Source organism: Paenibacillus sp. J22R56, assembly GCF_056269375.1.
Genome location: NZ_JBWDNV010000007.1, coordinates 291,960 through 311,586 on the forward strand (window position 1 = coordinate 291,960; position 19,627 = coordinate 311,586).

The 19,627-nt window shown below is 47.1% G+C and carries 19 protein-coding genes and 3 tRNA genes; 8 read left to right on the forward strand and 14 right to left on the reverse strand.

Annotated elements, in window-relative coordinates; all coding sequences use genetic code 11:
• The first annotated feature begins 25 nt into the window (after window positions 1–25).
• The 7 genes from rfbF (at window position 26) to AC0YNT_RS18490 (ending at window position 5,986) form a co-directional block, all read left to right on the forward strand.
• Window positions 26–796, forward strand: a complete 771-nt coding sequence (rfbF, locus tag AC0YNT_RS18460) for a glucose-1-phosphate cytidylyltransferase (RefSeq protein WP_475805955.1) — start codon at window positions 26–28, stop codon at window positions 794–796.
• Window positions 793–1,854 carry a CDP-glucose 4,6-dehydratase gene (gene rfbG, locus AC0YNT_RS18465; protein WP_475805956.1) on the forward strand — a complete coding sequence of 354 codons (1,062 nt, stop codon included), beginning with the start codon at window positions 793–795 and terminating at the stop codon, window positions 1,852–1,854. The genes rfbF and rfbG overlap by 4 nt, the downstream gene beginning before the upstream one ends.
• The gene (locus tag AC0YNT_RS18470) at window positions 1,847–3,073 is read left to right on the forward strand and encodes a methyltransferase domain-containing protein (RefSeq protein ID WP_475805957.1); all 1,227 of its coding nucleotides are present in this window, start codon (window positions 1,847–1,849) and stop codon (window positions 3,071–3,073) included. Before rfbG ends, AC0YNT_RS18470 begins: the two co-directional genes overlap by 8 nt.
• 11 nt (window positions 3,074–3,084) lie before the next feature.
• Window positions 3,085–3,633 carry a dTDP-4-dehydrorhamnose 3,5-epimerase gene (gene rfbC / locus AC0YNT_RS18475; RefSeq protein WP_475805958.1) on the forward strand — a complete coding sequence of 183 codons (549 nt, stop codon included), beginning with the start codon at window positions 3,085–3,087 and terminating at the stop codon, window positions 3,631–3,633.
• Window positions 3,617–4,105 (forward strand): acyltransferase, encoded by a 489-nt coding sequence (locus tag AC0YNT_RS18480; protein ID WP_475805959.1) that lies wholly within the window; start codon window positions 3,617–3,619, stop codon window positions 4,103–4,105. The genes rfbC and AC0YNT_RS18480 overlap by 17 nt, the downstream gene beginning before the upstream one ends.
• A complete protein-coding gene (locus AC0YNT_RS18485; RefSeq protein ID WP_475805960.1) occupies window positions 4,102–4,914 on the forward strand; it encodes an NAD-dependent epimerase/dehydratase family protein in 813 nt (270 codons plus the stop codon). The genes AC0YNT_RS18480 and AC0YNT_RS18485 overlap by 4 nt, the downstream gene beginning before the upstream one ends.
• Before the next feature lie 115 nt (window positions 4,915–5,029).
• The gene (locus AC0YNT_RS18490) at window positions 5,030–5,986 is read left to right on the forward strand and encodes an S-layer homology domain-containing protein (protein WP_475805961.1); all 957 of its coding nucleotides are present in this window, start codon (window positions 5,030–5,032) and stop codon (window positions 5,984–5,986) included.
• 59 nt (window positions 5,987–6,045) lie between these two features.
• Here the strand turns inward: AC0YNT_RS18490 and AC0YNT_RS18495 are convergent, their stop codons facing one another.
• The 6 genes from AC0YNT_RS18495 to AC0YNT_RS18520 all read right to left on the reverse strand — a co-directional run bounded on the left by AC0YNT_RS18495 (window position 6,046) and on the right by AC0YNT_RS18520 (window position 8,206).
• On the reverse strand, window positions 6,046–6,732 hold the full coding sequence (locus AC0YNT_RS18495) for a uracil-DNA glycosylase (protein WP_475805962.1): 687 nt from the start codon (window positions 6,730–6,732) through the stop codon (window positions 6,046–6,048).
• A gap of 13 nt (window positions 6,733–6,745) precedes the next feature.
• On the reverse strand, window positions 6,746–7,423 hold the full coding sequence (gene rnhA / locus AC0YNT_RS18500) for a ribonuclease H (RefSeq protein ID WP_475805963.1): 678 nt from the start codon (window positions 7,421–7,423) through the stop codon (window positions 6,746–6,748).
• A gap of 166 nt (window positions 7,424–7,589) precedes the next feature.
• Window positions 7,590–7,678, reverse strand: a tRNA-Leu gene (locus AC0YNT_RS18505).
• A gap of 21 nt (window positions 7,679–7,699) precedes the next feature.
• Window positions 7,700–7,776, reverse strand: a tRNA-Ile gene (locus AC0YNT_RS18510).
• Between the two features lie 36 nt (window positions 7,777–7,812).
• Window positions 7,813–7,889 (reverse strand) — tRNA-Met (locus AC0YNT_RS18515).
• 152 nt (window positions 7,890–8,041) lie between these two features.
• Entirely contained in the window at window positions 8,042–8,206 is a 165-nt protein-coding gene (locus tag AC0YNT_RS18520) for a hypothetical protein (protein WP_167277812.1), read from the reverse strand.
• Between the two features lie 206 nt (window positions 8,207–8,412).
• On the opposite strand from AC0YNT_RS18520, the gene AC0YNT_RS18525 reads away from it, so the two are divergent.
• Window positions 8,413–8,925: a 2'-5' RNA ligase family protein gene (locus AC0YNT_RS18525; protein ID WP_475805964.1), complete on the forward strand. Its 513-nt coding sequence runs from the start codon at window positions 8,413–8,415 to the stop codon at window positions 8,923–8,925.
• A gap of 78 nt (window positions 8,926–9,003) precedes the next feature.
• Here the strand turns inward: AC0YNT_RS18525 and AC0YNT_RS18530 are convergent, their stop codons facing one another.
• The 8 genes from AC0YNT_RS18530 to pyrF form a co-directional block, all read right to left on the reverse strand.
• On the reverse strand, window positions 9,004–10,533 hold the full coding sequence (locus AC0YNT_RS18530) for an ABC transporter substrate-binding protein (RefSeq protein WP_475805965.1): 1,530 nt from the start codon (window positions 10,531–10,533) through the stop codon (window positions 9,004–9,006).
• 6 nt (window positions 10,534–10,539) lie between these two features.
• Window positions 10,540–11,421 carry an ABC transporter ATP-binding protein gene (locus AC0YNT_RS18535; protein WP_475805966.1) on the reverse strand — a complete coding sequence of 294 codons (882 nt, stop codon included), beginning with the start codon at window positions 11,419–11,421 and terminating at the stop codon, window positions 10,540–10,542.
• Between the two features lie 6 nt (window positions 11,422–11,427).
• Window positions 11,428–14,334 (reverse strand): ABC transporter permease, encoded by a 2,907-nt coding sequence (locus tag AC0YNT_RS18540; protein ID WP_475805967.1) that lies wholly within the window; start codon window positions 14,332–14,334, stop codon window positions 11,428–11,430.
• Window positions 14,335–14,337: 3 nt separating this feature from the next.
• A complete protein-coding gene (locus AC0YNT_RS18545; protein WP_475805968.1) occupies window positions 14,338–15,402 on the reverse strand; it encodes an efflux RND transporter periplasmic adaptor subunit in 1,065 nt (354 codons plus the stop codon).
• A complete protein-coding gene (locus AC0YNT_RS18550; RefSeq protein ID WP_475805969.1) occupies window positions 15,368–16,099 on the reverse strand; it encodes an ABC transporter ATP-binding protein in 732 nt (243 codons plus the stop codon). Before AC0YNT_RS18550 ends, AC0YNT_RS18545 begins: the two co-directional genes overlap by 35 nt.
• 178 nt (window positions 16,100–16,277) lie before the next feature.
• The gene (locus tag AC0YNT_RS18555) at window positions 16,278–18,002 is read right to left on the reverse strand and encodes a methyl-accepting chemotaxis protein (RefSeq protein WP_475805970.1); all 1,725 of its coding nucleotides are present in this window, start codon (window positions 18,000–18,002) and stop codon (window positions 16,278–16,280) included.
• Window positions 18,003–18,155: 153 nt separating this feature from the next.
• Window positions 18,156–18,803, reverse strand: coding sequence for an orotate phosphoribosyltransferase (pyrE, locus tag AC0YNT_RS18560; protein ID WP_475805971.1), 648 nt, complete (start codon window positions 18,801–18,803; stop codon window positions 18,156–18,158).
• A gap of 2 nt (window positions 18,804–18,805) precedes the next feature.
• Window positions 18,806–19,531, reverse strand: coding sequence for an orotidine-5'-phosphate decarboxylase (gene pyrF / locus AC0YNT_RS18565; protein WP_475805972.1), 726 nt, complete (start codon window positions 19,529–19,531; stop codon window positions 18,806–18,808).
• Window positions 19,532–19,627 lie beyond the last annotated feature (96 nt).

Here is a 19,627-nt window from a genome sequence, read left to right on the forward strand (position 1 = left end):
ATTCGCACCATAGGGAGGTAAGCAAGTGAAAGCCGTAATCTTAGCAGGCGGACTAGGAAGCCGCTTATTGGAGGAAACGATTTCCAAGCCGAAACCGATGGTCGAGATCGGAGGCAAACCAATCATCTGGCATATCATGAAAATTTATTCGCATTACGGCATCCATGACTTCATCATCGCTGCCGGTTACAAATCTTACGTTATTAAAGAGTACTTTTTTAACTATTATCTGCACCAATCTGATGTTCACTTTGATCTGTCCGACAATCAGGTTACCTATATGAACTCCAAAGCTGAGCCTTGGAAAATAACCGTAGTTGACACCGGTGATCAGGTCATGACCGGAGGCAGATTGAAACGGCTGGCCCCCTATATCGGGGATGACACCTTCTGTTTCACCTATGGAGATGGTGTCGGAGATATCCATATTGGTGAGCTTATTGAGCTGCATCGCAGGAATGGCAGTCTAGCTACCGTTACCGCTGTTAATCCTGGCATGCGATATGGCATCTTGGAAATTAATGACCACAAAGCGGTTTCCTTCCGAGAAAAACCACATAACGATAACAATTGGATTAACGGCGGATTCTTTGTCCTGGAGCCAAAAACAATTGATTTGATCCGCAGCGATGATACAGTTTGGGAGCATGGCCCTTTGGAATCTCTAGCTTCATTTGGAGAGTTATCCGTCTATCAGCATCACGGCTTCTGGCACTCGATGGATACCCTTCGTGATAAGAACTCGCTTAATGAGCTTTGGAATAAAGGTAATGCTCCTTGGAAGGTGTGGAAATGATGGTTTCTTTTTGGACGGGGAAAAAGGTACTGGTTACGGGTCATACCGGCTTTAAAGGAAGCTGGCTTTGCGCGGTGCTGATGCATCAAGGGGCTCATGTGGTGGGCTACTCCCTCCCCGCTTCTACTACGCCCAATATGTCCGAATGCTTAGCACTTCCTATAACGTCAATTGAGGGCGATATTACGAACACTATTGCCCTTCAAGAAGCTTTGACGGAGCAAGAGCCAGACATTGTGTTTCATCTAGCTGCACAAGCATTAGTACGTGACAGCTATCGTGATCCGTTGAGTACATTCCATACCAATACTTTTGGCACAGCTGTCCTGCTGGATTGTATTCGAAGAGTGCCAGCTGCAAAGGTCATTATCAACATTACAACCGATAAGGTATACGAGAATAAGGAGTCTGCCGTAGGATACGTAGAAGAAGATCGTCTAGGAGGCTATGATGCTTACAGTGCGAGCAAAGCTTGCTCGGAGATCATTACGAATAGTTACAGGGATGCCTTCCTGACGCCGCTTGGCAAACGGGCTGCAACCGCCCGTGCAGGCAATGTCATCGGAGGAGGCGATTGGTCAACAGACCGAATCGTTCCAGACATTATTCGAAGTATGAATGCAGGTCGGCTTCCTATTCTGCGGAACCCCCACGCCATCCGCCCTTGGCAGCATGTATTGGAGCCAATATACGGTTACATTCAGCTCGCAGAAAAATTATGGCTGGATGCTTCTTACAGCGGGGCATGGAATTTCGGTCAAACGCTTGATCAAGGGATATCAGTCGGCCGATTAGCCGCTCTTCTAACACAGCATTGGGGTAACCTTCCTGCCTTTGAATATGACGACTGTGTACAGCCCCATGAAACGAATACACTGCTGCTTAATTCAACGAAGGCTCAACGGCTGCTTGGCTGGGAATCGAAGCTGACCTTCGACGATACATTGACATGGACAAGAGATTGGTACCACGCTTTCTATCAAGGAAAGGATATGCATGCCTACACATTCGAGCAAATTAGAAGATATGAGCAATTGGAGGTGAAACCTCTTGCCTAACTGCCGCTCCTGTCATCATTCGCTGCATCATCTGTTTGTTGATCTACGCACCTCTCCTTTATCCAATAGCTATCTACGGCCTGAACAATTGAATCTAGGCACTGCCTATTATCCGCTGCGTGTTTTTGTATGTGAGCAATGTTTGCTCGTGCAGCTCGAACAGTTTGAATCACCTCAGGATATTTTCGAAGAGTATGCTTACTTCAGCTCGTATTCTTCCAGCTGGCTTGCCCATGCGAAGCAGTATGTCGATACCATAATCCCGCGATTGTCACTTGACCACTCTTCCTTTGTCGTAGAAATTGCCAGTAACGACGGTTATTTATTGCAGTATTTCAACCCCCACTCCATTCCGATTCTAGGTATTGAGCCTGCGAAGAATGTTGCGAAGCAAGCGGAAGCAAATGGTGTTCCAACCGTATCGGAATTTTTCTCTTTGGCTTTTGCCAAGCAGCTTGTTGGGGAAAAGGGTACTGCCGATCTCATTATTGGCAACAACGTGCTCGCTCATGTTCCTGAGCTGCAGGACTTTGTTGCGGGATTAAAGGAACTTTTATCTCCTGCCGGAACGATCACCTTGGAATTCCCGCATTTGCTCCGATTAATGAAAGAAAATCAATTCGATACGATCTATCATGAACATTTCTCCTACCTGTCACTGCTGAGTGTTACACATCTATTTAGTCGATATGGCTTAACGGTCTATGACGTAGAAGAATGGCCCACACATGGCGGCTCCCTTCGGATCTTTGCCAAGCATGCTGAGCATGCAGCTCTAGCTGTCTCTCCTCATGTAGAGCGGATTCTCCACCAAGAGACTGCTTATGGTCTTCAAGATATGAGCACTTATTCCCGCTTCCCGCAGCAAGTTAAAGCAGTCAAGGAAGCAGTCTATAACTTCCTATTCCAAGCTTCTCGTGAAAACAAGCAGGTGGCCGCATACGGCGCTCCAGCAAAAGGGAATACCTTGCTCAACTATTTAGGCGTTGGAACAGACTACATTACCTACACCGTGGATAAGAACCCCTATAAGCAAGGGTTATTTTTGCCTGGCAGCCGTATCCCGATCTTCTCCCCTGCCAAGATACAGGAGACAAAGCCGGATTATATTATCCTTTTGCCATGGAATCTGAAAGACGAGATCGAACAGGAGCTGCTGTATACGCGTGAATGGGGCGCCAAGCTGGTCGTTTGTATTCCGAAGCTCGAAATCTATTGAGGGGGAACTTTATGCTGTTTCATGAAACCTCGCTTGAAGGTGTTTATTTGATTGAACCGGAGCAATTAACGGATAATCGAGGTTTTTTTGCCCGAGCATTCTGTAGGAATTTGTTCAAGGAACGTGGTCTCGAGGACAACTTCCAGCAATGGAGTATCTCGAACAATGTTCATAAGGGAACAATAAGAGGCATGCATTTCCAGAACCTCCCGTTCACCGAATCGAAGATGATTCAATGCATTCAAGGCAGCGTGTACGATGTGGTCGTCGATATCCGCAAAGGCTCGAAAACCTATAAGCAATGGGAGGCCTTTCAGCTTAGCGGAGACAAACATTCTATGCTCTATATTCCTCCCGGTTATGCGCATGGCTTTCAGACGTTACAGCCGAATTCTACTCTCTATTACCACATGTCCGGTATATATGATCCAACAGTACAAAACGGCGCCCGCTATGATGATCCTGCCTTTAACATTCAGTGGAAATACAAGGACCCCGTCATAAGTGAACGGGATGCTCACCTAGCGCCTTGGAGCGATGAAAATGCGCTACATCTCTGAGAAAGCTCAACTATCACCGCTTTGTGATCTCGAAACCTCGGTCCGCGGCAGCAAGCTTGTCATTGGGGACCATTCCATGATTGATGCTTTTGTCAAAGTGAAGTTTGCAGGTGGCAGCGGCGATATCCGGCTTGGTGAGCATGTCCATATCAATTCAGGATCTGTCCTTTACTCCGGAAACGGCATTACTATAGGCAATGATGTACGTGTTGCCGCAAACTGCACATTTGCCCCCGTTAATCATGCGTATCAGGAACGTGACAGGCTCATTCGGGAGCAAGGCTTCCTGCCAAGCAAAGGCGGCATCATTATTGAGGACGATGTATGGATTGGAGCTAATTGTGTGATTTTAGATGGAACTTATATTAAGCGAGGAGCGGTTATTGGAGCTGGCTCACTTGTCCGCGGTACATTAGAAGCCTACGGCATCTATGCAGGTAACCCGCTTCAGCTTAAAGGAAACCGCAAATGACAGGGAAAGCAACTGTTATAGGCGCAAACGGATTTGTTGGATCATACTTGACTGCCAAGCTGCTTTCGATGGGTTTTGAGGTCTATTGTCCGGAAAAAGGAGACTCGGCTGTTTACTCGCAGCCTTTAGGTCATCTCTTCTATTGTGCGGGGATTACAGCTGACTTCCGCTCCCGCCCTTACGATGTCGTCGAAGCGCATACCAGTTATATTAGCCGGCTGCTTCAACACGCGGACTTTGAGTCCCTTCTCTATTTATCTACGACACGATTGTATCAGCATGCGGCATCAACGAGCGAGGAAGCTAATCTGACTGTGAATTCCAATCACCGCGAGGATATATACGCCTTATCCAAGCTGCTAGGTGAATCAGTCTGTTTATGCTCGAATCGTGCCAATGTACGTGTAGCACGCCTATCCAATGTTGTGGGAGATGATTTCCGCTCAAGTAACTTTATCTATTCCGTTATGAACGATATTATGGCACAAGGCTCTGTCACCCTGCAGTCAACGCTAGACTCCGAGAAGGATTATGTGCTTATTCAAGACGTCGTTGACTCTCTCATTCATATTGCGTTAAGCGGCAAACAATTTATATACAACGTAGCAAGTGGTGTTAACCTGACGAATCAGCAGCTATTTGACGCTTGGAAGGAAGTCCGGCATTTTGAATATAGAATTCCCCCTTCTGCTGTCCGGGTTTACTTCGAGCCAATTGAGATCGTAAGGCTGCGCAGTGAATTCGGATACCATCCTTCTCCCTGTTTGCCGGTAATCCAACAGCTCATTACGAAAAATCCGTATCCTTGAGATGCGGATTTTTTTGCTATATCGCATGAATCTTCTTCTTTTGGTGCAACAATACGATTATTGGCTTCGTTATTATAGGTGCTATAGCAAATACTACACAAAAGGAGATTCGTTCATGAAAATAAAAACAGTACTATTATTGGCAGTATCGATGCTGCTTGTCTTTACTTTGGGACAATCCGTATTTGCCTTCAGTGATACCGGTAAAGATCCAAACCAATCAAAGATTGAAGCTCTGCAAAAACAAGGTGTTATTAAAGGCGAAAAAGGCGATAAGTTCAATTCGAACGGCAAGCTGACATACGCGGCAGGCATTACGCTGCTCGTCAATGGCTTCAATTTGAACATCGACAACATTCGTTTCATCAAAGAGCCTAAAGTATCCGATTATTACACAAACTTGAAAGACAATGCATGGTATTCCAAAGCGTTCATCATTGCTCAATATAACGGCATTGATGTACCTAAGAATGTAAAAGCTGATGACGTAATGACACGCGAGCAATTCGCCCATCATTTGTTCAAAGCGATTATGAAGCAAGGAGACTATGCCTTCATTGAGATGTTCATGACTCTTAATGATGAGAAAGATGTTAATAAGGATTACATGGACAGCATTCAAAAGCTGCTCATTTCAAAAATCGCTTCCCTCGATAAGAACAACAATTTCTATCCGAAAAAAGCGATCACTCGTAGTGATGCAGCAGCATGGCTCTATGATGGTATCCAATTCGTAAAAGACACGCCTACGATTCCTGCCTATCAGGAAATCCAAGACCTTAAATTAACCGTTACTTCTGTTAATAAAGACATTAACCAAGTAACGATTTCCGGCCAAGCACCACATCCGGGTTATGGCCTTAAAGTAACATCGATCAACTTCGTTGACGGCCAAGCGGTCATTCAAGTTGAAACGGTTCAGCCAGATCCGGACAAAATGTATCCACAGGTCATTACTGAAGTCAGCGCTACTACTTATGTAGATGCGGCTTACAAGCCTGTACTGGCTTCTGCTGAAGATGGCGTATCTTCATCTGACATCGCTGTAAGCAGCTCTGCTGTGGCTAGCTAAACAAGCTAAAAGCCTCCTGGTCACCTTTATGGTGGACCTAGGAGGCTTTTTTGTATTCCTTATTCCTCCGCCTGTTCAGGCAAAGCCCAGTCAATCTCCTTGCTGCCAATGCTGCGAAGATGTTCATTTACTTTCGAGAATGGACGGCTGCCAAAAAAACCTCTCCTTGCCGCAAGTGGACTAGGATGCGCAGAAGCGATAATCGGATGCTTGTCTGCATCAATAAATGCTGCTTTATCTTGGGCATGCTTGCCCCATAAGAGAAACACTACCGGCTTATCCCGCTCGTTCAGCAACTGAATCACCCGGTTCGTGAACCGTTCCCAGCCGATCTTCTGATGGGAGTTTGGCTGCCCCTCTTCGACGGTCAAAACCGTATTCAGCAGCAATACACCTTGCTTCGCCCATGTCTGCAGAGAGCCATGCTGCGGGATCGGGCAGCCAATATCTTCTCTCAGCTCTTTATAAATATTTCGCAGCGAAGGCGGAATGGCGATTCCCTGCTGTACCGAGAAACTAAGCCCATGTGCTTGCCCTGGTCCATGATAAGGATCCTGTCCAATCAGAACGACACGCGTTTGTTCATACGGCGTATACTGCAAGGCATTAAATATATGCTCGAATTTCGGATATACCGTCTTCGTTTGATACAACCCATCAAGCTGCTCCGCCATTAGTTTAAAATACGGCTCATCCATCTCAGGCTGAAGAAGCTCTGCCCAATCATTGTTCAGTTGAAATTCCATCTGTCTTCTCCCTTTACTTTCTCCCGAAGTCTGCGCGAATTTCTCCCCATTCTTCCGTGTTCCATTTCACAACTTTATTGGAGTACGTATTATTGCGCAGCCAATCAACTGCCCAGTCCGCAAGGTCCCAGATCTGCTTCGTAGAAGCATCTCTAACTAGAGTTGATGCGATCTTTTTATTGCGCAGCCAGCTAAGCGCCGTTCTCGAGTCACTGTAGATCGTCTGGCTGCTGCCTTGTTTCTTCAAATAATCCAACGCATGAACTACTGCGATAAATTCACCAAGATTATTCGTACCGTTCGGAATTGGTCCTACATAGAACAGGATATCGCCGGTTTGTGTATCTACGCCTTTGTATTCCACCGGACCGGGATTGCCTCTAGTCCCCACATCAACCGAAATACTGTTGTAATCGATCTCCTGCTCTTCTGCTGAAGCGGATGCCGACTTAGCGGCAAATGATGCTCCCTTGCTTTTGACAGCCGCAGCAGACGACGTAGACGCTCCTTTGCCTTGCCCCCAGTGGCTTTTCCAGCCCTCTTTATAAGCCGCTTCCGCCTTATCCTTGGATTCGAAAGATTTATATTTCGCCTCTGGATAACCGTTCACCTGCGACTGACACTCCGGCCAGCTCTTGTAAACACCCGGCTGCTTTCCTACCCATACGACATAATGTTTACTACCCGCCATCTAGGAACCACCTTTTCATTCAACATTGTCTTCCTATTGTAAAGGATACGAGGACAAGCATCCACTCCTACTTTATAAGCGGAATGCGCAATGTAAAAACCCCTTTCACCTGGCACAAGGCCAAGCAAAAGGGGTTTATCTTATGAAGCTATGTAGTTCAAGAAAATGGTGCCGAGGACGGGAATCGAACCCGTACGGTGGTCACCCACCGCAGGATTTTAAGTCCTGTGCGTCTGCCAGTTCCGCCACCCCGGCATTTTGTTTTGATGCTTCAAATGGTGGGCCCTGAGGGACTCGAACCCACGACCAATCGGTTATGAGCCGACCGCTCTAACCAACTGAGCTAAGGGCCCTCGTAAAACGCCACGATCACGTTTCAGACGAGTGGTTGGTTGCGGGGGCAGGATTTGAACCTGCGGCCTTCGGGTTATGAGCCCGACGAGCTACCGAGCTGCTCCACCCCGCGATATCCATTTGTTTAAGTCATCAAATTGAAATGGCGACATCAATTAATATACTATACACCTATATACTACGTCAAGCATTTATTTCTCTTTCGAGGAAAATATATGTACGATTCATTTTTAGGCTTATTGTTGTTCCCTCTCCAACATATCCTTAAACAAGAAAACGTACACCAAAACGGCCTTTTTTAGACTTGAATACTTCGATTTCCTGAGGGCATTCATAGCCGTACACCCACCAGTCATTCTCCATCCGTCTTACAAGACATCCTGCTTGAAATTTGGTTTCGTATAACCGTACCCAATATATCCATTTCATAACGAATCCCTCCTCGACACTTATATTGCCCAATTTTATTGCCCAAATTCGGAGAAATCAGCCAAATTGGGTATAATCAAATTATCGCAACTAGCGTAAACGGCTGCACCATTCTTAGGAGGGTGCATACGTTTCGCGAGTGAAATATAAGCACAGGATAGAGAAAACCTATAATTTCTTATATTTAAATGAAGGAGTTGATGAGTATGCTTTATGGTATTGCTGTATTTCCATCACAAGCCGTGCAGGATTTCGCCAACAGCTGGCGTATTCGACATGATCCCCATTATTCGATCATACCGCCGCATATGACTATCCGGGACAAAGAAGAACTTTCTGAGTCTCAGCTGCCGGCGATAACAGAGCATCTGGAAGCTGTCGCATCCCAGACGAAGCCGTTCCAAATCCGATATAACCGCGTCTCTTCCTTTTATCCGGCCAGTCATGTGCTGTATCTGGCACTTGAGGATCCGGCGCCGATGATTAAACTCCATCAAGCTGTATGCCAAGGTCCACTCGACGTACCGGCTCCAAACTTCGTCTACACCCCACACGTGACGATCGGGCAAAATATGCCGCCAGACGAGCTCCATGACCTCTACGGCAATCTGAGGATGTCAGAGGTTAATCTGACCTCAATAATTGATTCGCTGCATCTGCTGCGCAAGACGGTAAGTGGTGTGTGGCATGTTGATAAGACGTTCGCACTGCAAGGATAGATATGCACCATAACGAGAAAGAAGCCCAGCAGGATTTCTGCTGGGCTTCTTTTGCATTTTATCAACCGTCATTTAGAATCAGCCGACCGGTTTAACGTCTACCGCTACATCATCCAATGGCATTGGTTTGCCGCCACCGTCTATATTGCCAGTCGGGTTGTTCTTGATTTTCTCCAGTACAGCATTACCCTTCGTTTCCCATTCCTGCAGCGCTTCCTTCGCAGACATATCCCCTTTGGCCACCTTCTGGAACAGTTCATAACCAGGGGATTGCGCTTCCCAGATACCTGGCTTCTCACGCATCAGCTTTTCTGTATCCGTCGATTGTGGAGGAATCGGCTTCAATGTTGTGAAAGCATCGATATTGTAGCTCATGCCGTTTTTCGGTTTCAAATACTCTTTGCGTGCAACCAGCTCATACGTGCTGCGCGATTTCATTTCCGCCCATTCTGCGCTGTTCGTGAATTGAATGAAATCCCATGCATCATCAGCATTTTGAGCTTTTGCATTAATCCCCATCAGCTGGCTGAAGTAAATATTTCCGCCAATGCCCGGTTTAGATGTTTGTGTAGGCATCGTTACAACATCCCATTCAAATGGGTTGAAGTTTTTTATTTTGGAAGCATTGTTCATCGTGTTGCTCAGTTCATTCACATAGCCATATTCCCCGATGGTCATAGCTACTTTGCCATTCATGAACATATCGCCGCCAATTGGATTGTAGGAGCCTGGATTATCGGTTGTAACCTTTTGCTGCCAAGCGCTCATATCTTCCTGGCTTGGAGAGATCTTTTGTTTATACAGATCTGCTACCGTGTTCCATACCGATTCCCACTGCTCGTTATTCACAAGCATCTTCTCGCCTTTGTCATCCCACATTTTGAGCTGCAATGGAGCGCTGTACGTTTGGATATCGCTGAAGCCGTCGCCAGCCCAGCGGTTAATGGACAAACCAAATTTGCGGTCTGTGCCTTCACCGGAGGATACTAGCTTCGCTTTGTTAATGACATCTTCCCAAGTCATACCATCCACAGGCGGCTCAACGCCTGCATCTGCGAATAATTTTTTGTTATAGTAGAGCGCGGAAGAACTGAAAGTAGGCGTCAATGCGTAAATGTTATTGCTGTCGTCAGCTGACTTGATGCCATCCAGCACAGTTGGTACATAATCAGTCAGATCGAATTTGCTCTTCTGGATGAGCGGATCAAGCTGCTGCAGCAGATTATCTTGAATCAGACGGCGCAGCATGCTGTAATCCAGAATAACAACGTCAACTGGATTATCACCGGTAAGCATTTCCTTCATTTTTACAAAAGGATCCGGCTGTGGAGTCACGCCATCCGGTCCCGGTGTATCGTAGCGCTGCTCATTATAGTCAATCGCACTTACGATTTCGAAATCAATATTTTTATGCATCATTTCGTACGTATCGGTATACTGCTGGCGGACATAAGATTCGTTATCAGCTCCTCCGTACAGGACCCCAAGACGAAGCACATGTTTCTCTGCCGTGCTCTCTGAACCTTTGCTGCATGCCGCAAGAAGCGAAATAATCATAATTAGTGCCAATGATAAAAATGTTGTTTTAGACGCCCATTTTCTGTTCATTCGTTTCTAACCCCCCAGTGATTTAGGCGGCGAAATGATAATCCGCTCACCGTCAAATTCCATCGATGCCTTGTCTTTAATGTTTAATGCATTCAAGTACTCCTTGGGCACCTGTAATCGACCTACACGATCAACAACGACATATGCCTCATGAACGGCTTGAAGTCCTTTCTCTTCTGGCTCCTCACCTCCACCGGGAATCATATTCGGATTTCTTTTCAGAAATTCCGTACTTGTTAGACCATCACGTATAGCAACAACACGGTCTACCTTGCCTGCAAGGGTAAGATCATGAGTAACGATAACGATCGTAACTCCCAGCTCCTTATTAAGCTTACGGAATATGCCCATGATAAGATCGGAGGTTGCGGTGTCTACAGACCCCGTAGGCTCATCAGCGAGCAGAAGCTTCGGGCGATTACATAGCGAGATAGCAATAGCAACACGCTGCTGCTCGCCGCCTGAGAGCTGATGCAGCTTGTTATGCATCCGCTCCTTGAGACCAACCCATTCGAGAAGTTGTTTCGCATAAGTCCGGTCTACTTTACCAGAGAGCATCATTGGCATTTCAACGTTCTCTAATGCTGATAAATAAGGCAGCAAGTTACGTGCGTTGTTTTGCCAGATGAAGCCTACCGTCTCACGCTTGTATTTAACCAGATCATCCTCTGAGATTTTAAGCAAATCCCACGGTCCGACCTGAACGGAGCCTGCAGAAGGGCGGTCAAGTCCGCCCAATATATTCAGTAAGGTTGATTTCCCGCTGCCACTGTTGCCGATAATGGCCATCAGCTCGCCGTCTTCCACCTTCAAGTTAAGTCCTTGCAAAGCGACAACTTCCAAGTCATCACTCTTGTAAATTTTAACGAGTCCTTCGCATGTGATCATATGTTGTTACCGCTCCTCTCCCATTTTGACCGCTTGATGCACACGCAGCCTGCGGATATGCAGGAAGAGCAGCACTGCTCCTGTGACCATCATAAATCCAACTACTGCATATAACTGATTGGTATCTTTCGAGTCGAAGACAACCCGGAATGGTGGTACGGTATCTGCTACATTTTCCGCAGTTTGCAGGAATGGCAGGAAGATAAGGCTCGTAATTTTGCCTATCAGAATACCTAGACCAATTGAAAGACCCGCCGTAAACAGCTGCTCCAGCAATAACATGCCGGTCAACTGCCTTCGGGACAGTCCCATCGCCCGCAGTACACCAAATTGTACGACACGTCCCGATAGGTTAAAGAACCAATACAAGACATAACCGGTTAAAGTAACGATGACCGAGACTAGGAAGCCAAGGCTTAGAATTCCGAATACGCCGCCTCTTGTTGGAAGTTTCGATTGGGTAATCAGCTCCGATCGAACATCTTTCACGTTAGCAATCTCGATACCTGCCTTCTGCAGCTCTTCTACAATTGGAGCGACTTTTGCATCCGGCTTCATCTTCAGCCATACCTCGTAAGGCATGATTGGAAGCTGGTCATACAGGTAATCAAGATTTGTGATAACAAACGGCGACTGATCCGGGTATTGGGTCGGCCAATAAGGCAGGATGCCTACCACGACGAAATCCAGCATACCTTCCGAGAAACCAACAGAGATCAGATCACCAGTCTTAAGCTGGTATTTTGTCGCCACATTTGATGGGATAAGTGCTGCTTGCTCGTACATGCCTAAATAATTCAAATAATTGTAAGGATGAATCGGGAACAAATCACTTCGGAACCATGCAACCTTAGCGAAATCAACATTGTCGATTCCCATTACAGTGCCTTGGCCGATTGATTTCCCTGATACAACAACATTGCCTTTCGTCTGCAGGACACGTGCCGCAGCTTCTACGCCCTCCAGCTTACGGAATACTTCAAATGGTGGTTCATTATATAAGATCTTGGTTGGGACCGGCTGCTGGCCGCCTCCGCCGCCAGCACCTCCTCCTCCACCAGATCCACCGCCAGTGCCACCACCGCCGCTTCCTCCACCATTTCCGCCGCCATTGCCATTACCTCCGCCACTTGGCTGAGAGACCTCAACGGTGCCTTCCCATACCGTCTGAACTGTCACATCCGAACCATATTTGTATAACGTCCGTTCTGTTGAGTTAAGGTCAATCGTCCGTGCAGCTGATGCATTATATACGCCTAGGCCAAGCGTTAGAATAAGCAGAATCATAAGCGGATAATAACCTTTGGATGAACGTGATAACTGAGTCAGCGTCAAATATAAAGGTACCGGCAAAAACTTGCGTCCAAGCCAGTTAAACAGTTTCAACAGCCATGGGAACAAGCGCAGGCAGAAGAGACCAAGAGCGAATATGGACAGCGCTGGTACGAAGAACAGAAACGGCTGTACATTTAATTGATCTGTCGTCATCCCTGTCTGGAAGCTAAGCATCTGCCGCTCGTTAAACATGTACCAGCCGTAACCGGCAATCGCGAGCAAGACGATGTCGAGGAACCAGCGCTGCCAGATTGGACCGCGGTCAGAACGTGCAAGGTCTCGTTTGTAGCTGACGATGGATGAACGTGCATAAATAACAGCTGGAATAACTGTTGAAAGCACGGCAAGCAATACTGCAGCCGCTCCAGCAATAATAGCTTCAGTCGAGAAGCCAACCGGAATTGACTTTCGGTTTACGAAGGATAGGAAACCATCCGCTGAGCCTATACTCTTGGCCATAAACCAACCGATTAATGGCCCTGCCACAATCGCCACACTTCCGAGCAGTAAGCCCTCGAGCAAGTAGATCCATATGATCTGCCTTGTTCCCGCCCCTCTGCTTCGCAGAACAGCAATATCGCTGCGCTGCTTATCCAGAGACTGTCTCGCATTCATGGCTATAAAGTAGAACACCATGGCGATCATCGGAGCCGCCAGCGTAAAGAGCAAGGTTTGCAGCTGTAAGCTCTGCTTCTTGAATTCCGTTAAGGTAGACGCGAAGGAAATCTCAACTTTTGCACCTTTAAGTCTCTGATACAAATCGATATTGAGCCGCTCTAATGTCCGGCTAAGCGGAGAAAGCTGACTGGTCTTCACCTGCGACAAATCAAACGCATAATACCAGCTTGCATTGTTGACTGGGACACCTGCTTTTTGAATCAGTGAACCCATAAACTCCGTTTCGCTGATCTGGAAGGTATTCATTAGGCCTTCTAGACCTTGGTACCAGTAAGGATCCGTTTGATTGATTGGTTTTACAACACCCACAATCTTGACGCGTAGAGTGAGATCAAGTCCGCCGTAGATCGGATATTCCAGCACATCACCAACATGGAGATCATTGCGGTACATCCCTTCCTCAAGCATCACCGCCTCCAGAACGTCATCGACACCTTCTGTGTTTTTGAACCAACGGCCTTGCGTGAGCTCGGTTTTCCCTTCCAGATCTGCCATCGTCATAATCGTCATTTGACGAATACGGCTGGCATCCACCTTGCTCGTATCTTCCGGAACTACTTCAGCTCCCCGGATCGAATAGCTTGTAATATTCGTCTGGTATGGGAAGCCAATCTTACCTGGAACATCTTCTTTAATGAATCGCTCCAGCTCTTTCAATGCAGTTGGATCGGTCTTCTCGCCGCCTGGCGCCTGATAACGCATCAGCAAGGATCCGGCTGGAAGTCCATCACTTTTCTCCTGCAGTGATTGTGCCACAACTCGCTTTAACGCACCGTCGGCGTACATCGGGATACTTGTAGCAAATGCGACTGCAAGAATAAGTCCAGCAAGTGTGCTTAAAGTAAGCCAGCGGGTATTCCACATTTTACGGAACAGAAATCGGAATAACGGAATCCCCATACGTTATCTACCTACAACTTTCTGGCCCGGCGTCAGCCCGCTTATAATTTCCACCTGTGTTGCGGTTTGCTGGCCAACTTCGACGTCCACCTCCCGCTTCCCGTCTGCGTCAACGACCTGCACATATGTTCTTGAGCCGATCGTACGAAGCGTGGAAGGCGGAATAACGACGACGTTTTCCTTCCTTTTCGTAATGATATTTATGGATAATGGCGTTCCACGGCTAATCTTTTTAGATAGTCCCTTCAAGTCAATAATCATAAAATCTTCCGGACGTTCTTTAGCAGGCTGCTCGCCGCCACCACCGCCGCCATTTGGATCAGAATTGGTGATCGGCAGCGCCTTCACGGTACCCTTGAACTGCCCTGCATTGTTAATATCGACGACCACCGGCATACCAACGGCTATCTTCGCTTGTTCGTCCTTTGTCAGCTTTGCTGCAGGAACAAGGGCACTGGTATCCGCTATAACAGCAATCGGATCATAAGCCTTGATCAGATCGCCCTTCTGAACATTCAGGGTTACAACCGTACCGCTGAATGGAGAGGTTAAGACGGATCTGCTGATCTGCTCCTCCAAGTCGCTGAGGGCCTGTTTTTTCTCCTCGAAGGCGATCGATTTCTCCTCGAATTCAATAGGATCCATCTCATCCTTCATCTGGAGCGCTTCCTTCATAGCAGTCTCTTCCCTGCGGAAAGCAAGCTTTTGATTACGCAGATCTTTCTGCATCAGTTCAACATCAAGAACACCAATTGTTTGACCAGCTTCTACTTGATCACCAGCCTTAATATTGAGCTCCTTCAGACGCATGCCATCGAGAGTAAAATACAAGGTTTCTTCCTGCTGCGAGATCATCTTACCGATAACCTGCACCTTTGTCTCAAGTGTAGCCGTCGTCACCTCATATTCCGGTTTCTTCGAAATTTGTGGTGGTGCGATAGACGGCAGCACCTCCTCTTCCGGTTCTGCCGGCAGCAGCGAGCACCCGCTGGTAAGCAGTACCGATGCTGCAATCATTACAATTGCAGAACGCTTATACAAATTTCCCGTCCACCATTTCATAAACATGATCGGCAACCTCCAAAATTGTAGGATCGTGTGTAGTCATACAGATAGTCACTTGTTCGGTGCGAATAATATTTTGAAAGACCGCCATGATTTGAGCGGACATGTTCGTATCCAGCTCGGCTGTTGGTTCATCCGCCAGAAGCAGAATTGGTTTATGGGCAATCGCCTTCGCGATCGCAACGCGCTGCTGCTCACCGCCGGACAACTCAAATGGCCGGTGATGCATCCGCTTCTCGAGGCCTACTAATTCCAAGCAGTACGCAACTCGTTCCTTCCATTCGGAGCGTGGCGTTCCTGCCATCCGAAGAGACAGCTCCACGTTCTCCCAAGCTGATAAAAGCGGCATTAATGCAAACGCTTGGAAGATAAACCCCATTTCTTTACGTCGAATAAGCGTACGCTCGCTATCGCTCATTTTATGAAAGGCCCTGCCATTAAACCAGATCTCACCTTTGCTTGGTGTATCAAGGCCACCTAGGCAGTTAAGCAGGGTTGTTTTCCCTGATCCCGACCTGCCCCGAAGCATAACAAGCTGGTTATGCTTAAGCTCCATATGAAGTCCCTTCAGAACACGCAGCGGTGCTCCTCCGGCTTGGAAAGTCCTCTCTACGTCAATTACCGACAGCAACTTGGTGTTATGTAACTGTTCGTCTTGCTGCCCTCCATCTAATCGCTCTTCCTTGTCTGTTGCCGCCATGTACGGATGTGATACCTCCCCTATCTCTCTTTCATAATTCTCATCTAACAGGATAGACGCAGCACGCTCAGAAAAAGTTCCAATACATTTGTAATTTATTCTAAAATAAATAAAGCTTAGATCTTTTCCCATTAATCAATTCCGGAAATAGAACTAAGCCTCTTGCACTTTATACTTTTTAATTCACTTTAAACGTGTTTACTGCCTGATTTAGCTCACGAGCGACTCCATCCAACTGGCTTGCAGCTGAAGCGATGCTCTCCATAAGCGCAAGCTGCTCTTCCGTTGCCGCAGCAACACTTTCGGTACGCTCCAAGTTAGCAGCGGCTGAAGAAGCCGACTGCTCCATAGAGGCGTTAACCTGCTCGGAGCTGGCGGACATTTGCTCAGTAATAGCCGAATTTTCCTGCAGCTGCTCGGTCATGTTGTCAATTGCAGCCACAATAACCGATAAGCTCTGCTGAAGCTCTTCTATCCGGTTATTGCTGCGATGCACTTCTTCCAGCGTCCGCACCATGTAGCTTGATGCACCGGTTATTTCTCCTCTTGTCTCAGCCACCAGCTGATGAATGCCATCCGCCGATTCAAGGGAACTGGCAGCAAGCTTTCGGATCTCGCCAGCAACGACGGCAAAGCCACGTCCATGCTCACCAGCTCTTGCCGCTTCAATAGAAGCATTAAGAGATAAAATATTCGTCTGATTGGCGAATGCAGTAATATTCTCGGCTATTGCGCCAATTTGCTGTGAGCGGGTTTCCAATGTTTCAATAGTGTCCGAGAGCTGAGCAATGACATCCTTAACCTCTCCCATTTGTTCAATCAGCCGCTCAAGTGATTCTTGCCCTTGACCAGCTTCAGCTGCCGTTGAGACTGACTGCTCAGCCGAAGCCGATGTATTCTCAGCGAGTCGATGAATACCGATGGCCATCTCTTCAATCGCCTTCGCCGTTTCTTCTGCGCTGCGTGCTTGAACCTCGGTGCCACTCGTCACCTCTTGAATGTTTGCCGCCACATGCTGCGATGCGGAAGCCGATTCTTGAGACACAATGTTTAACTGTGTCGTGGAGGTCCCAACGTCCTTAGCGCTTGATACGATAGAGGAGATAAGTCGTTTCAAGACATCAGTCATATCATCAACCGAGCGTAGAATATCACCAAGCTCGTCCTTGCTTCGTTTGAGGCTGCGTTCAGCAGTCAAATCGCCTTCCGCTACCATTTTCATTTTCACCATGACAGCTCTTACTGTCCTCATGACGCTGCGAATCGAGAAATAGATAAGTAAGGACAGCAGAATAGTAGCCACACTCATGCCAATGTAAATGCTATTTTTCGTTGAGTTCAGCTGCTCCTTGCTCTCAGCTATTTGCTGATCAGCATAACTTTCGAGGAAGCTGTTCAGATCATCCAAACCACCTCGAGCTTTCTCGAATTGCTCACGTACCTCTGCATCTTTGTCCACGGCATTACCTGTCTGAATGGATCCGGTTACCACTTCCGCCCATGTACCATATTCGGTATTGAACTCTTCGAAAAGCTGCCCGATCGTCCTGCCGTCCTCTCCCTTGATCTCAAGCAGTTTATTAGCTTCAAATATGGATTTAGCCTCATTCACTCGGCCTGCTGCATCCTTCAAATTTTCATTAAGTACGTTATTCCATTCCGTCTTACCGCCCTCATTTAAATTTCCCAAGGTCAAATATTGATAAGCCGAGAAGGCTTGGTACAAATCACGATCCGCATTGAGAATAAGTGAAGCAGAGCGAGCAGACACACCGTATACATCATGTGACATCGTCTCATTCGTTTTTTTAAGTTCGGTCAATAAATAGGTACTGGTAAAAACATAGAAAAAAAGAGGTAACACCCCAATTAACGCCAGTTTCCATTTTAAGTTGAATCTCATCTGCCAATCGCCCCTTAACATCATCTCTATTATGATATCGGTTAAAAAGGGGGCATTAGATTAGAATGAATAACCAAAATTTTTAAAAACTGTGTCGAATTTAATTAAAAAAGAGCAAGTCCACAAGGGACTTGCTCTTCTATAGCATTATTTCTATTTGCCGAACTCTTCCGGATTGGCACGCCAAGCTTGCAGCGTCGCGATGTCATCGCTTTGTACTTTACCGATCTCTACAGCTGCTTCAATCAGCGCGCTATAGTTCGACAACGTTTCAAGCGGCATGTTCTCCGCTGCGAAAGAATTAGAGGCTTTCTCGAATTGATACGTGAAGATCGCCAGAACGGATAGTACTTCCGCGCCTGCTTCACGTACTGCAAGGCCAGCTTTCAGCGAGCTGCCGCCAGTTGAGATCAAGTCCTCGATAACCACAACTTTCTGTCCTGGGTTAATGCGGCCTTCAATTTGGTTTTGCTTGCCGTGGCCTTTCGCTTTATCGCGGATGTAAGCCATTGGCAGGTTAAGCTTTTGCGCTACCCAAGCTGCATGCGGGATACCAGCAGTTGAAGTGCCCGCGATTACTTCTGCATCCGGATAGTTCTCGCGGATAACCGTTGCGAACCCTTCTGCGATCATGTCGCGGATCTCTGGATAGGTCATAGTCAAACGGTTATCACAATAAATCGGCGATTTCATACCGGATGTCCAAGTGAACGGATCGTTTGGACGAAGCGCTACCGCTTCGATCTCCAGCAATTTTGTAGCTATTGCGCGGGGCAAATCAGTTAATGTTACTTTACTCATAGCTAAATCAGCTCCTCAATAATAGATTCCAATGCTTCACGCGGGCTTGCCGCAGCCGTAATCGGACGGCCGATTACCATATAGTCGGTGCCTTGCTGCAAGGCTTCACGAGGAGTCATAATGCGGGATTGATCATTCGCAGCCGCCCATGTCGGACGAATGCCCGGTGTTACTGTTTGGAATTCTTTTCCGCATGCAGCTTTAATGATTTCTACTTCAAGCGGTGAAGCAACAACACCATTAAGACCTGCTTTCTTTGCCAGCTTCGCATAACGGACAACGGCTTCCTCAACTGAGCCTGAAATACCAATCTCATCATTTAGAACCTGTACGCTTGTGCTTGTCAGCTGCGTTACGGCAATAATAGTTGGTCTCACTTGTCCATTCATTAGAGCTGCTTCAGCGCCTTCTACAGCTGCTTCCATCATCGCTGCTCCACCAGCTGCGTGGACGTTGAACATATCAACACCCAGCTTCGTTACACTATTTGAGCCGCCTTTGACGGTGTTCGGAATATCATGCATCTTCACATCAAGGAAGACACGGTAGCCACGTTTCTTCAAGCCTTCTACGAAGGAAGTTCCTGCTGCATAAAAGAGCTGCATGCCAACCTTCATATAGCATGGAATGCCTTCTAGTTCACTCAGCAGCCGTTCAGCCGAAGCTGCATTAGCATAATCAAGAGCAACCATTACTTTTCCTGCCGCTTGTTCTCTTGTCAGACTCATCGCTCCCAAGTCCCCTTTCTCTTCTATGGTCGAAATAAACGGCCATCCGCCGGCTTCGGGGACTAAGCATCAAAGCTTCTTCCTCCGAAAGTAACC